We start from the raw sequence: 14,719 nt of genomic DNA, 5'->3' as shown, positions 1-14,719 counted from the left end.
TTAATAATCTACCTCAAATGAACACATTGCACACGATATTCATTCGGTGTTTTTCCATAAAATTGGCGAAATGCATGACTAAATGCAGAGTGTGATTCATAGCCCACCACTAATGCGGTCTGTTCTATTGAGATGTTGGTTAATAATAATCTCCCCGCTGCTTCCATGCGTTTTTGCAACACGAATTGCATAGCCGTCAATTGCGTTTCTGCTTTTATTTTGCGTTGAAGCGTACTTACTGACATACAAAAAGCTGTCGCCATATCTTCACAACTAATAGGATGGTGTAAACGTAGTTCCACCCATTGAGAAACCTCATTAATCCATTTATTTTCAGGTGTTAGCTGAGCCAATAACAAACGAGCAACAGTAAAATTATGCTCGGGAGCTTGAGGAAAACTTCGCAACCAACTCAAAAGGCCTACTGCGGCAGGGGTCAGAGTAAATTGCGTCATTTTTTCATTCAATGCCCACTGTGCTGTAGCAGGTATTTCTAATACGTAGTTTTGATTTCCAACCTGACCACTAAAAGCATGATTAACACTCGGTGGGATCACCATCCCTTTACCTGCATTGAGTAAAAAATGCTGCCGATGCATATTGATTTCCATTTGGCCAGATAACGACAAAACGAGTTGCCACTGCCCATCATGTTGATGAGAAATGACTTCGTCTGAGTATTGGCGAAAATGAAGCTCAGGTAATCGCAAAAGGTTACACTCCTACTGATACAGTTGGCAGCAGTATAACCTTTTTACTGATAAATGGCAGTGATACCAACATACCACCGATTGAGGAAGGGAAATATAACAAACGCGTTATATATTCTAAATAATTCGTTTATCGCTAAGCGGCAAGCAAATGAGTCCCTAGAAACAAAGGTAAGTATGTGACTAGGGTTAATACACGAAGGCAACAACGCGATAAAGCGAGGTATGGCGAGCATTAGGCTAAAAGCGCACCATTCGGCAGAGGCAAATTAAATTCAGCAAGGACAATCGCCCCCGTTTCATCAGGCGCCCCTGTAATTAATACCTCAGATTTAATTCCCGCAATCCGTTTGACCTCAAAATTACACACGCACAATACTCGCTTACCAATCAAATCATCTGGTGTATAATTAACGGTGATCTGGGCGCTAGAGCGTTTAATACCCAATTCTCCTAGGTCAACTTCCATCACATAGGCCGGCTTTTTGGCTTTACTGTTGACTTGTGCACTAATAATGGTTCCAACACGCATTTCAACACGGGTAAAATCATCCCATTCAATAATTTGCATAAATCCATTCCTAAATTAAATTACTTATGTGTTATAAATTAACATAAAATAGATTTTGCTTTTTATCGCTAGAACGTCATTTTATATAGCCAAACCATCATTTAGCTAAGATGATAAGCAAAAAATAGCCCTCACAATCACAGTATGAGGGCAAAATAATAAATGAAAGAAAGAGTGCAGCTGTAACCTATAAGTTGACTACATGGTTGAGAACGTATTCATAATGATCCCACCTGTAATGATGAGCCCCATTGCAAATACAGCAGGGAAGTCTGGCTTTTGTTTATATAAAACCATAGAAACTAATGTGACACCCACAATACCAAACCCACACCATAATGAATAAGCGATACCAACTGGGATATACCCCATTGCACGTGTTAAAGCGAAATAACACAAGCAATAAGCAATAATCACTAATACCGATGGAGCCAACTTACTAAAACTATTTGTCTTTTTAATCATCGAGGTGCCCGTTATTTCAGAGCCAATAGAAAGTGCTAACCATAAAAAGCCAGTAAACATAATATTCCCCTTAGCTTTGAATTAATGCGCTGTTTTATTTTTTGCTGATAATAATGAAGATTCAGTTTCTTCTTTCGATTGTTCTATTTCTTCTGGATCATCTGAGCCCATTTTGGAGAATAGGTTCATGATCACAATACCGCAAGCAATTACGGCCATACCGATAATCGCCGCAGTGTCTGGATGTTGGCCGTAAAATAGCATCCCAAGAGTAGAAACCATTAAGATCCCCGTACCTGACCATGTCGCATAAGCCAAACCAACAGGAATATATTTAACTGCACGAGAAAGTGAATAATAGCAAATAACATACAGCACAACGATTAATGCCAATAATAATGATTTAGTCATACCTTCACTGTTATCAAACATTTTTAAGGTCGATGTTGCTGAGGTTTCAGAAATAATAACCGCCAGCATCCAAAGCCATGACTTTGCTTTAGGGGACATAGATAATACTCCTACAATGAATAGAAAGATTAAAGTTAATTTCTAATTAGATTAAATTACTTTGTTATTTCAAAGACTTTAAATAATCGATTGCAGAATCCGTTAATTTATTGTCATTCGCACAATACCCCCTAGGGTTATTCATTACTTCTTTTAAAGTAATATAGCGATTTGGATTTTCATTATTTATTTCAGGTTTTAAATCTTCAGAAAAAACATTAGTTAAAAGTTTATTTTCTATTTCATTTAATGAATCAAAATGAATACCTAACTTAATTGCTTTACTAATATTTTCTTTAATCAGACGATTATAATTTTCATTTTTATTTAAACCTAAAATCTGGCTTAACTCACTTTCAGGGCAACAATGGTATTTCAATGCGAATATTGGTATGTTTTGTGATAATGCATGCAGCGCCAATTCGCTTTCTTCACTCACCAATAAACCATTGGCAATCTCACTAATCCCTTTGACATCAATAAAAGGTAAAAATAAGCAGCCATAGCAGCTTAACGTATTTATTGATAATGTACTTTTGTTGATAACACGTCCTAGCTTAGCCCATTTTTCAATATGTGAAGACTGAAGCATTGATGCGGTGGCATAAAAGGAAAAAGAGACTGAGTCTAGCTGCGCCAACCTTTGATAAATTGCTTGCTGATAACCTTCAACAGGGGATAACACAACCAAAACTTGCCTCTGCAACTGACGTAAAACTTGCTGTACTATTTGTTCAATCAGTTTTTCGTTCATTTTGCCACCATCCCTTAACCCGCAATGAATACGCTATCGTTATTACGTAATCCCGCAGCATTTGCCTCATCAGTATCAATATGAAACTCAAGGGAAAACCGCTCATCGACTCTGACAACAACCTCATCGAAGATCAAGCTACGCTCACCTTCTGTACGGATATTCACCTTTTGTCCATTTATCACATTTAAGGATCTCGCATCCATCACACTCATATGAATATGGCGCTGAGCACAAATGACTTGTGACTCAAGATTGACATGCCCCGCAGGTCCAATCAGTAACGCGTTACCAGACCCCGTTAAATCCCCTGATTCTCTAACAGGAGCTTTAATACCAAGGGCAAAACAATCTGCTTTAGACACTTCAAGCTGTGTTTTTGGGCGAACCGGCCCCAATACTCTCACTTTGCTAATTGACCCTTTTGGCCCAACCACCATGACACATTCTTTCGCCGCAAATTGCCCTGGCTGTTTTAAATCTTTGAATGGCGTGAGTTGATAACCTTGACCAAACAATGCTTCAACGTCCTGTTGTGAAAGGTGAACATGGCGGTTAGATATTCCGACAGGGATAGCAATGTTAGCCACACCACCTTGTGCCGGTGTGTATGCACAAAGCCGAGCAAGTATCTTCCCCATCAATTGCTCATTCATCATGATTTTTTCCCTTTACGTGGGTCATTTTTGATATCTTTGCCATGAATATCGGTTTTTACTTCAGCCACTGGCGATTCAGCGTTGGTTTCCATAGCCGCTTTTTCCATTAACTTTTCTACTTTGACTTCTGGCTGAATACTTTTCTCTAATTCACCTTTTTTACTTTTCACGGTAAGCAGTTTACTGATCACGCTTTCTTCAGGACGCGCAATCACCAATGAACCGACTAATAATTGGCTATTCGCAATTACCTCAATGCCGTGGTCAACCGCAGTACGAACCGCACTAATTTCCCCTTGAAAACAAACGGATACCAGTCCAGAACCTATTTTCCGATAGCCTATAATTTCTACACTGGCCGCTTTGCATGCCGCATCCGCAGCCTGTATGGCGGATGTCAGCCCCCGAGTTTCAATTACGCCTAAACTTTTCATCTGTCTCTCCTACTTAGTGACGAACCAGTCGAATATCGAAATCAAATTGTTTGAAGAATGCCTCAAGTTGATCTAATTCTTCCGCGCTATAGGTTGGGTCTTGTTTAACGGGATAAATCATATCCAGTTTGTCGTATTTACCACGGCCCAACTGGTGATAAGGCAAAATATCGATGCGTTTTACATTGCCGCGTTTGGACAATTCCATCGCATAGTTAATCGCACCCGTGATGGCATCAAAGGAGTCGTTATAGCCACGAACAATCGGCATTCTAACGACCACGTTAGCACCGAGATCCACCAGCCTTTCGAGGTTGCGCCGAACATTTTCATTGCCAATGCCGAATAAATTTTTATGCTGCGCTGTATCGATATGTTTAATGTCATAGAGGAACAAGTCGACAACTTCAGCTAACTTTTCATAATTCGCTAACGAGGTCGTACCTTGGGTTTCAACCGCTGTATTGATCATCATTTTTTTACACTCACGCAGTAACGCAACGGCAAAATCGGTTTGTAGGCTCATTTCACCACCACCGATTGTCACACCACCACCGGAAGAAATATAAAAATCATAATCTTGCATGATGATTTCCATCATTTCGGCTACAGTGACATCTTTCCCCATAATGTCTAAAGCATCCGCAATGCACACTTCTTCACATTTACGGCAACCAATGCAATCAATACTGCGATTCACACGATGAATTTGTTCACCATGCTCATTAATGGTTTTATAGTGAATACCTGTAGGGCAAACATCGACGCATTTTCCACAGTTGACGCATTTATCATGGGAAAACATCACTTGAAACTGACTGCTTAACCCTTCTGGATTTGCACACCACGGACAACGAATATTGCATCCTTTTAAGAAAATCAGCGTTCGAATACCATCGCCATCGTAAATCGAGTATTTTTGAATATTAAATATCCGACCTTTAATCTCTGCCGCGCTCATCATGCACCTCTAAAATCAGTTCAAAATTTATTATTGTTGTTATGAAATAGCCGGTATGAAATGGCAGGTATGAAGCCATACCCGCCAAGGTTGATTTAGAATTTCTCAATCACAGTACGACTAATAATTTCATCTTGAACCTCTTTACAAAGCTCAACGAAATACGCACTGTACCCAGCGACACGAACAATTAAATCACGATATTTTTCAGGCTCTTGCTGTGCTTTTTTCAGCATTTCGTTATCAACATAACTAAACTGCATTTGCCCGTTTCCTAAGATAGATGCGGTTCTCAGTAAGGTGATTAAGCCATGACGACCTTCCGGTGTATCCAATAAGCCTTTTAAGAACTTAAAGTTATGCACCATACCAATATTCATCGTTTCAACATTCATTTTACTGATTGATTTAATGATGGCAGTTGGGCCTTGCTTATCCGCACCTTGTGTTGGGCTGATCCCATCGGATAACGGCATCCACGCCAAGCGACCATTGGCACTCGCAGCGGTTAATTCTCCAATTGGCGTGTTGTTGGAAATGGATAAAGTTCCATGACTCAATGTGGAATACAGCATGTCGTACTTACGGCACTCACGCTCTGTCCACTCCGTAATATCCAGCGCATATTGGTCAACATAGTCATCATCATTACCAAACTTAGGCGCATTTAAGCAGTCACGGCGTAGCTCATCATAGCCTTCAAAGTTGGCTAATAAGCCATCACGGATTTGTTCAAGGGTATAGCGGCCATCTTCATAAACTAATTTTCGAATAGCGACAATGGAGTCAACATAGGTCGCTAGACCAGAGAAAATCAATCCAGGACCGTGGTTGATCATCGCCCCGCCCGCTGCAACGTCTTTGCCTTTTTCCATACAACCTTCCACCAGCAAGGACATCAATGGTTTTGGAGCCACATCGCGGTGTACACGCTGACTGATGACTGTGCCGATAGCTGATAAGCGAACAATATGTGCTATCTGCGCTTTCACTGCATTATCAAAGTCTTCGAATGTTTTCAGGTCACGTAAATCACCGGTATCTAAACCTTGATAGCTATCGAATAACACCATGCGACCGCGGTTTAATACGAACTCAATCGCAATAGGCCATTGGGTGTAACCCGTTGAAGTCCACTGGTAAATACGGCCTGATTTTTGCGGCTCGACACAACCCATCAAGCAGTAATCACGCGCATCTTCAAAGTCGAAGCCTTTACGCAACATCATTTTGATGTGGGAATCATCGAAGTGACATGCAGGGAAGCCCATACCGGCTTTCACGACATCAACGATTTTTTCCATGTATTTCTGTGGTGATTGGTTATGAATACGGCAAGCCAGCGATGGCTGATACACTTTCACAAAGCGAACCGCATCCATAATTAAGTAGGTTAGGTCGTTACATGCATCACCGCCTGAGCGTTTTTGCCCACCCACCGTTAAGTTAATAAATGGCTGATAACCTGCGAAGTATTTCGCACCTAGCTCACTTGACATCCACATTAACTCAGCACACTTGATGATGAATGCCTGCATCATTTCTAATGCTTGGTCTTGGGTTAAGCGGCCTGTTTTGATGTCGTTCTCGTACATTGGTAAGCAATATTGGTCGAGGCGCCCCAGAGAAAGACCGGTTTGGTTTTCTTCGATTTCAAATAAAGACTCGACAGTCCAAATGCTCTGTAGCGCTTCTTGTAATGTCACTGGTGGGTTTGCGGGTACATTTTCATTGACCTGAGCAATAGTGAGCAATTCTTCGCGACGTTTTTGGTCTGATTCAAGCATGGCTAGTTCACGAGCGTGCGCGGCTATGCGGTGTGAATAAGCCACTACCCCTTCACAGGTTTCAATTGACGCTTTATAGAAATAAATGCGGTCAATGTCGTCTGGGTTTTCCATGCTCAGCTCTGCCAATTTCGCCTGAGCATCTGCCTTAATACCATTCATTCCTTTGGTGAATAACAGCACGTCGTAGCCAGGGCAGGTATCACCACCACCGTTAATTTGGTGATAAGACAAATCACTGACGAAAGTTTCACCACTGAATTCCCATACTCCCGCTTCACGGTATTGCGCTTCACAAATTTCATCTAAAGAGCGTCCCTCCCAGAATGGAGCGATTTCCTCACGGATCACTTTTTTATCTTCTTCAGAGATAACAAATGGGTCTTGTGGGCGAGTGCTCATAGTATCGAGCTCTTCGACTACCCAACGCCATGCGATATCCGGTGAGAATGCACCCGCACGGGCTTTACCACATGGATGTCCCACAATCAGTTCTTCAGGTTGGATTAAAATTGGTGCAGTTTCACATGCACGGCGGAATGCTTTCGCACGCAGTAAAATTGGCGGTAAACCTGGGTTATTTTTAACGACGTCAGTAAAGGCGAGTGCGCGATAGATAGACACACTTGGACGTGCTTCTAAGTAGCGATTACGCAAACGTTGTAAACGTGGCGTCAATCCTTCCATCACTTTGAATTCATTTTCAGCTTGAGCCATTGGTGCAACATAGCTGGCATTTGGTGCGGCATATTGCGGCTGAACGCTGTTTTTTCCACAATATAAACGAACTTTCAAACCATTATTGATGGCACTGATGTTTTCATTAGCGGATAACATCATGGCTGATAATTCGTTAATGCAGACACGAGGGTCATTCAGATAAATACCGTCTTTTAATGCATCAAACATGGGGTAGCCATCGACTTGCTTCGTCGAGCGAACTTCAGAAAGCTCAGCCAGTTTCAACCATAGACTTTCCACTATTTCATAAGCTTGTGCGTGAGTTAAACGGCCTTGCTCAATATCGCGTTGGTAGAATGGGTATACTGCTTTATCGAAGCCCATTGGATTAACGGCATAGCTACCATTTTCCAAATGTAGGATCAATTGAAGTAAGTAGAAAGCTTGGCAAGCTTCTTTGAAGGTTTGCGCAGGTTTTGCCGGCACATTACGTAAAATCGCTGCACTTTCTTGTAATTCCGCACGACGGTATTGGTTAGACTCTACGGCGGCCATACTTTCAGCTTTAGATGCTAAAGCTTGTGCAAAATGAATAGCGGCATCGCATGCATAAATTGCAGAACGACAATTATTAGCCTCATCAATACTATTACGACTCACTGCACTACCGATGTTTCTAACTTTGTTCTCTAACTGTGTTTTGATAGCCAAGAAACCCATATTTAAAACCGCTAAATAATCGGGTGCATCAACGGTGCTATCGCCAGCTAAAAAGGTATAAATACTGTGGCTATTGATTTCATTTTCAGTATGGAAAATCGCACCGCGAGGAGTTGATGATTGGCTACCGATAATTAACTCATCTTGTGCGATAAACGCAGGAAAATGACGGATAAATTCATAAAAACGTTGAGCAGGTTTAATCGCCTGCGGTGCGCCAGACAGTTGGTTGCCAAGCGCTTCTAAAATATTGGCACGTTCAGTAATAATTGAGCTATTGCGGGCACTTAAGCGTTCAGCCAGCATTTTTACGCGTGGGGTCAAAGCATATTTATTCATGTTAGCCTATCCTGATGTTCTTTCTAGTTTGTTGTTCATCACATAAAGCGTTAACTGTTAAAAAGACTGTCTATACAGCACTTCCAGTTGCACCTTGCTCACATCCCGTGGATTGGTCGGAGTGCAACTATCGCGCAGTGCTTGCCCAACCATTTCCCCTAAACGGGCGTTAAAATCGAATTCATTGATACCGGTTGCTTGAATGCCTTTTGGCATATTCATTTCATCTTTCAATACGTTAATTGCCACAATTAGGCTTTCAACACCTTCACGCATTGTGGATGCAGGTAAATTTAAATTTTTCGCGAGATTGGCATAACGTTTTGCGGCTTCGTTGTCGCAGCGCCCTTCTAAATCCGCATTGAAAGCGACGACTTGTGCCATCAATAGCGCATTGGCACGGCCATGAGGAATGTGGAATACACCGCCTAATGCGTGGGCTAAACTGTGCGTTATTCCAAGTGATGCGTTGGTAAAGGCCATGCCTGCAATGCAGGAAGCGTTATGCATTTTTTCGCGAGCCACTAAATTGCTGCCGTCGCGATAGCAATCAATTAGATGTCCAAAAACTAATTGCACCGCTTTCTCGGCTAAGGCATCAGAAAAGTCAGATGCAGTCCGAGAAACATACGCTTCGAGTGCATGGCACAGCACGTCCATTCCCGTGTCAGCCGTAATAGATGCGGGGACTGACTTCACCAGTACAGGGTCTAAAATAGCGACATCTGGCAACATAAATTCATCAACCAAAACCAGCTTTTCAGACTGGGACTTGATCACTGAAAACGACGTCACTTCCGAGCCCGTTCCACTGGTGGTTGGGATGGCAATAAACTGCGGTTTCACTCGGTTGACGTCTTTTTTCGTGTGCCAAAGGGAGTAAATAACAGCTTTCGCAGCATCAATAACCGACCCACCACCGAGCGCAATCACCACATCAGGGTATTGCATATCCATAATTTTCATCCCTTTAACGATGGCTGAAATATCTGGATCTGGCATGACATCATCGTAGATAGAAAATGTGATGCCACTTTGGGTTAGCCTGCGAGTGACTTCATCAGCTAAGCCAAATTTCACCATCGCTTTGTCAGTAACGATAAAGGCATGGTGAGCATGCATTTGTGAGATAAAGTCCAATGCGTTAGCACCGAATTGGACTTTAGGTTTAATCAAAAACTGGTTCATGCTGTTTTTACTCCTTGGTATAAACCTTCTCAACAATGGCAACCACTGACATGGCTTTGTAATTATCTTTATTCAAAGCGAAGTAAGCTTCAGCTAACACAATGTCGTTAATACCTGCACCAACACTGTCGACTGCCACATACGTTTTGTTTTTCAACGGTTCAAGGTCATCCCCTAGCTTTGTCACCATCAATAAGTTACTGCCGCTAAGTTCTTGGCATTTCTGCGTTGCAACAACATGTCCGACTACCTTTGCGAGGATCATGGTTTATACCGCCTTATTCCAATGAGTTACTTATTTAGACGTCCGAGAACAGCCTTGATGATTTGCTCAACATTTTCTTCAGTGATATCACCTTGAGAAACCACCGCCTCTGCAATCGCAGCCGTTGTTACCGCACTCCCGAATCGGTCATCACCTGTTGAATTCATCGTCACCGGTGATGCTGTCGCAGCAACAGGGCTACGGAAGCGGTTATCATCAAAAATGCTGACTTGCGGTTGATTTACGGCTGCCGATACCGCAGGCTGTGCTGAAGCGCAAGGTTGAACGGGCTGTCTTAAATCATCAATTGAGCGCACGCCATAACCGACTTTACGAATGTTCAATAAGTTCATCGGGCCCACGTTATCTGAGCTAGAACCGCCACCAACCGCACCACAACCTAGTGTTAACGCTGGTGTGATATTGGTTGTTGCACCGATCCCACCCAGTGCAGCTGGTGTATTAATCAAAATACGATTAACCGGTTTTTCCAGTGAGAATTGACGAATGACATCTTCGTTTTGTGTGTGGATCACCAAAGTATGACCGAGACCTTCATTAGTCAGTAAGTCAACCACGCGGTGACACGCTGATTTCCAATCTTCCTCGATATACATCCCTAAGATTGGGCATAATTTTTCACGGGAATATGGGTTTTTCGGTGAGACGGTGTCTTGCAAAGCAATCAACACGCGGGTGTTAGCCGGAACGGTAAAACCAGCACGCTGACTTAAGGTAATCGCATCTTTACCCACCACTTCTGGATTGATAGTACCGTTCGCCCTAAGCAACATTGATGCCATGCGTTTCGCTTCTTCTTCATTCATGAAGTAGGCGCCTTGAGCGAGAAGCTCACGATGGACTTCATTGTAGATACAGCGTTCAACAATGATGGATTGCTCAGATGCACAGATCACACCATTATCGAAGGTTTTACTGGTGATGATGTCATTCACCGCTTGTTTAATATTGGCGCTACGTTCAATAAACGCAGGACCATTACCTGGGCCGCCACTAATGGTCGGCGTACCTGATGCGTAAGCTGCACGTACCATGCCTTCACCACCAGTTGCCAAAATCAAAGAAACATCTTTGCTATGCATCAGCTCTTTCGTTGCTTCAAGCGTTAACATTGTGACGCCATCCACAATACCGGCGGGAGCACCCGCTTCTAATGCGGCTTTTTTGACAATTTCTAATGTGCGGAAACTGCATGCTTTGGCATTTGGATGAGGGGAGAAGACAATGGCATTACCCGCCTTCAAGGCAATCAACGTTTTATAGATGATGGTTGATGTTGGATTAGTTGAAGGAACTAATGCCGTGATCACACCAAGAGGTACACCTACATCCATCACTTTGTTGACTTTGTCATCATTAATGATGCCAACGGTTTTTAGATCTTTAATGTGCTCATAAACACGCATTGAAGCAAAAGTGTTTTTTAGGACTTTATCTTGCCACTTACCAAACCCAGTCTCTTCATTGGCCATTTTCGCCAGCTCTTCTGCATGAAGTGCGGACTCAATCGCGATGTGTTTAATAATATTATCGATTTTTTCCTGCGAAAATGTCGCAAACTCTTTCTGCGCTTGTTTCGCGTTTCTAACTAGCTCTCTTGCTAGTTGTCTGGATTGCAGATCTTTATCTAATGCAACCATGTCTTCCCCCGTATCGGAGTCAAAAATTAACTAATTAACTTGTTGTTTTATTTGCTTATCAGCCAACAACTTAGGCTTTGTGCTGCTGCGCAATTTTGCCGATATCGTTGTGTGGTCTTGCAATAACACGTGAAGTCACCACAGTTCCGATACGTTTTGCTGCCTCAACACCTGATTCAACAGCAGCGTTAACGGCACCCACATCGCCTTTAACCATTGCTGTTACCAGCCCTGAGCCGACATTTTCATAACCGATTAGCTCAACATTTGCGGCTTTGCACATGGCATCCGCTGCTTCAATACAAGCCACTAATCCTTTGGTTTCAATTAGACCAAGTGCTTCTTTCATAAGTAATTTCCTGTTTTATTCCGTGACTTTATACTGGGCGACGATTTTTTGAATATCGCTGTGAGGCCGCGCGATAACCAAAGATGTCACGACTGTGCCAACACGAGAGGCCGACTCAACACCTGAATCCACAGCAGCTTTCACTGCGCCTACATCGCCTTTGACCATGGCGGTAACTAAACCTGACCCAACATTTTCATAACCAATCAGCACAACGTTTGCGGCTTTGCACATCGAGTCTGCCGCTTCAATACAAGCAACTAACCCTTGAGTTTCGATAAGACCTAATGCGTCACCCATGTTTTTTCCTCCGGAAAAAGTTATGCCTTATGTTTAATAACGATTTTGTTGATATCGTTGTGTGGACGCGCAATAACCAATGAGGTCACGACTTCGCCAACTCGTTGAGCGGACTCAACACCAGAGTCGACAGCCGCTTTGACGGCACCCACATCGCCTTTAACCATTGCAGTCACGAGCCCTGAGCCGACATTTTCATAACCAATTAGCTCAACATTCGCCGCTTTGCACATGGCATCTGCGGCTTCGATACAAGCCACCAGACCTTTAGTTTCAATAAGACCTAATGCATCACCCATTGTTGTTTCCTCCGAGAAGCCTTCTTTGTTTTTCTTTACCGCTGATATCCAAGCTGATGTGTCCGAGTACATGTCCCTTGAAATATCTGAGTAATCATTTACGCCAATGGTGTCTGCGCGGTGATTTATTGAACGCAGCCTTTGGCTTCAAACTCACTATAAAGCTGAAAAATAAAAACAAAATATAAATCCACAAAAAGAAGATACTTAGTGTTTTAGTCTAAAAAATAACGATATTGACGAGTCAATTCACATTGCTATGCTAAAAAAAACAAAAATTCACGTATCTATCTGGTAGGTAAAAAATGACAAAAACTTGATTTGATATTAATCAAAAGAGTTGTTAACAAGATATTATCGAGCTGATACAAGGGGGTAATTTAGAGAGTAGTAACTGTGGGGTAGCTCACCTGCTTATAAGCTTAACGGAGTCGGCGATGTATGATAGCAAGTCATATATTTTTGAGAGCTGTACAAAACAACCAAATCCTTTCTTTTGAAAACGATAAATAAGCCGAATATAAGCTAGGTTAATGCCGGTAAAATAGGGATTCAATTATTCAGCTCATAAAAGGAAAAGGCCGTATAGCGATGCGGATAAAATGACACGAAAAAGGAGCCTGCGCCCCTCTAGTCATCATGATATTATCACAAGGGGTTAATCAAACTTACTGCCCGGTTTGAGGGTACAAATATAAAGTGGGGAATTAATTGAACTTAGCAATAAGGCCTTGTCATTGAGCTTTTGTGCATTAATAAACAAACCGTCATGGCTATCTGACATTTCTCTCATAAAGTAATCAAAAATCACATCAGGAGATTCATCAATAGACGATGCACTCGACTCCCATTGGCTAATATTATAGTGCCGCTCCGTCGATGATATACGCTTTGTCGTATAGTTAAATTTCACATAGCGTTGCAAGTACAACCATCCCGCTTTAGAGTCGGTATAACCTTCTACCACAATCGACCCCTTTCCATTCGGACCAAAATTGAAGTGAATATTACCGTTAACGTTTTCATCTTTCATATTTTCAAAGCGCATGATGCCTTTGGTGGAACATACCATTAAACCATCTTGTTTATTTGAAAATAAGACTGACTGGGTATAAATCACCACAATGATAAATATCAAAGCACTCAAAAAACATAATACTTTTCCAGATATTTTCATGACGGATTCCAAGAATAGTAAAAATAATTATCACAATAGCTAAATGGATTGTCTTCATTCACTGCACAATGCGCGAGAAATACCCGCCCCAATCCATTTGTTTGTAGTTTGTCACCGTAGAAAAAAACAAATCGTTCTTTCTCAACACAAGTTAAGTTTAAATTATTTCTTACTTTGTCAAAATTTTTCACGTAATTCAGTGCTACGGTAGCATTGATCATTTTTTCATTTGATAACACATCGCAATTCGAGTGTTCCAGCACAGTCATATTAATGGGTAATGATGGTTGGTTAGAAAGATAGGCCATTATCGCTAACAAAACTGAACAGAGTAAAAAAGCTGCGCTGGCGAGATACCAACAAATTTCCTTCTTTTCAGGGGGTAATGAAGACACAACTTTTGGTTCTTCATTAGGTTGTGATAGCAAATCCATTGGAGGAGATAACACAACAGCAGCTTCATCTATTTCACTTAAGCTACTGATAGATTCGATCGGGTTGATTTTAATATCATCAATTAATTCTAATGAAACTTCTGAATTGAACTCTAGCCGCCCGCGAGCAACCGTCACAATAATATTCTCAATACCATATTGGCGAAATGCTTTTCGTAATAAGCTCAAATACTGATTTAAATTACTGTTCGATGATACAAGACCATTATCATCCCATACGGCCTTTAATACATCATCACGAGAAATAATGCCTCTGTGCTGTATAAAATAAAACAATAATGCATTCGCCGTAATAGACAATTGCGTATCAACCTCATCTTCTTTTAAAGATAAAGATCCATCAACTGCATCATATATAATGAAAGCATTGATTTTATATTTCACTGTCGCCTCACGTGCTTATTATATTAATGAAATTGCACTACCGATATCAC

At 41.8% G+C, this 14,719-nt stretch carries 17 protein-coding genes; all 17 read right to left on the bottom strand.

Annotated features, from left to right (window positions below; translation table 11 throughout):
• Positions 1-8: 8 nt before the first annotated feature.
• The 17 genes from ACLPIE_RS10265 to ACLPIE_RS10185 all read right to left on the bottom strand — a co-directional run bounded on the left by ACLPIE_RS10265 (position 9) and on the right by ACLPIE_RS10185 (position 14,669).
• Complete coding sequence (locus tag ACLPIE_RS10265; protein ID WP_430261532.1) at positions 9-710, bottom strand: helix-turn-helix domain-containing protein; 702 nt, start codon at positions 708-710, stop codon at positions 9-11.
• 235 nt (positions 711-945) lie between these two features.
• The gene (locus ACLPIE_RS10260) at positions 946-1,281 is read right to left on the bottom strand and encodes a tRNA-binding protein (protein WP_430261531.1); all 336 of its coding nucleotides are present in this window, start codon (positions 1,279-1,281) and stop codon (positions 946-948) included.
• 198 nt (positions 1,282-1,479) lie between these two features.
• Entirely contained in the window at positions 1,480-1,806 is a 327-nt protein-coding gene (locus tag ACLPIE_RS10255) for a DMT family transporter (RefSeq protein ID WP_430261530.1), read from the bottom strand.
• A 21-nt stretch (positions 1,807-1,827) separates the two neighbouring features.
• On the bottom strand, positions 1,828-2,256 hold the full coding sequence (locus ACLPIE_RS10250; RefSeq protein ID WP_430261529.1) for a DMT family transporter: 429 nt from the start codon (positions 2,254-2,256) through the stop codon (positions 1,828-1,830).
• A gap of 64 nt (positions 2,257-2,320) precedes the next feature.
• Entirely contained in the window at positions 2,321-3,010 is a 690-nt protein-coding gene (locus ACLPIE_RS10245; protein WP_430261528.1) for a hypothetical protein, read from the bottom strand.
• Positions 3,011-3,024: 14 nt separating this feature from the next.
• On the bottom strand, positions 3,025-3,669 hold the full coding sequence (locus ACLPIE_RS10240) for a phosphate propanoyltransferase (RefSeq protein WP_430261527.1): 645 nt from the start codon (positions 3,667-3,669) through the stop codon (positions 3,025-3,027).
• Positions 3,666-4,103, bottom strand: coding sequence for a BMC domain-containing protein (locus ACLPIE_RS10235; protein ID WP_430261526.1), 438 nt, complete (start codon positions 4,101-4,103; stop codon positions 3,666-3,668). Before ACLPIE_RS10235 ends, ACLPIE_RS10240 begins: the two co-directional genes overlap by 4 nt.
• 13 nt (positions 4,104-4,116) lie before the next feature.
• Positions 4,117-5,067, bottom strand: a complete 951-nt coding sequence (gene cutD / locus ACLPIE_RS10230) for a choline TMA-lyase-activating enzyme (RefSeq protein ID WP_430261525.1) — start codon at positions 5,065-5,067, stop codon at positions 4,117-4,119.
• A gap of 92 nt (positions 5,068-5,159) precedes the next feature.
• Entirely contained in the window at positions 5,160-8,591 is a 3,432-nt protein-coding gene (gene cutC / locus ACLPIE_RS10225; RefSeq protein ID WP_430261524.1) for a choline trimethylamine-lyase, read from the bottom strand.
• Between the two features lie 57 nt (positions 8,592-8,648).
• The gene (locus tag ACLPIE_RS10220) at positions 8,649-9,779 is read right to left on the bottom strand and encodes a 1-propanol dehydrogenase PduQ (protein ID WP_430261523.1); all 1,131 of its coding nucleotides are present in this window, start codon (positions 9,777-9,779) and stop codon (positions 8,649-8,651) included.
• Between the two features lie 7 nt (positions 9,780-9,786).
• The gene (locus tag ACLPIE_RS10215) at positions 9,787-10,044 is read right to left on the bottom strand and encodes a EutN/CcmL family microcompartment protein (RefSeq protein WP_004259057.1); all 258 of its coding nucleotides are present in this window, start codon (positions 10,042-10,044) and stop codon (positions 9,787-9,789) included.
• A gap of 26 nt (positions 10,045-10,070) precedes the next feature.
• Entirely contained in the window at positions 10,071-11,705 is a 1,635-nt protein-coding gene (locus tag ACLPIE_RS10210; RefSeq protein WP_430261522.1) for an acetaldehyde dehydrogenase (acetylating), read from the bottom strand.
• 70 nt (positions 11,706-11,775) lie between these two features.
• The gene (locus ACLPIE_RS10205; protein WP_004259063.1) at positions 11,776-12,054 is read right to left on the bottom strand and encodes a BMC domain-containing protein; all 279 of its coding nucleotides are present in this window, start codon (positions 12,052-12,054) and stop codon (positions 11,776-11,778) included.
• Positions 12,055-12,069: 15 nt separating this feature from the next.
• Positions 12,070-12,354 carry a BMC domain-containing protein gene (locus tag ACLPIE_RS10200; protein WP_042845468.1) on the bottom strand — a complete coding sequence of 95 codons (285 nt, stop codon included), beginning with the start codon at positions 12,352-12,354 and terminating at the stop codon, positions 12,070-12,072.
• A gap of 20 nt (positions 12,355-12,374) precedes the next feature.
• Positions 12,375-12,653: a BMC domain-containing protein gene (locus ACLPIE_RS10195; RefSeq protein ID WP_004249182.1), complete on the bottom strand. Its 279-nt coding sequence runs from the start codon at positions 12,651-12,653 to the stop codon at positions 12,375-12,377.
• A gap of 658 nt (positions 12,654-13,311) precedes the next feature.
• Entirely contained in the window at positions 13,312-13,830 is a 519-nt protein-coding gene (locus tag ACLPIE_RS10190) for a FidL-like protein (RefSeq protein WP_430261521.1), read from the bottom strand.
• Positions 13,827-14,669 (bottom strand): winged helix-turn-helix domain-containing protein, encoded by an 843-nt coding sequence (locus ACLPIE_RS10185; RefSeq protein WP_430261520.1) that lies wholly within the window; start codon positions 14,667-14,669, stop codon positions 13,827-13,829. Before ACLPIE_RS10185 ends, ACLPIE_RS10190 begins: the two co-directional genes overlap by 4 nt.
• Positions 14,670-14,719 lie beyond the last annotated feature (50 nt).

The organism is Providencia sp. Me31A, from assembly GCF_050487165.1.
Taxonomy (GTDB): domain Bacteria; phylum Pseudomonadota; class Gammaproteobacteria; order Enterobacterales; family Enterobacteriaceae; genus Providencia.
The sequence above is the reverse complement of the archived record's forward strand: the minus strand, read 5'-3'. Positions and strand labels throughout refer to the sequence as shown.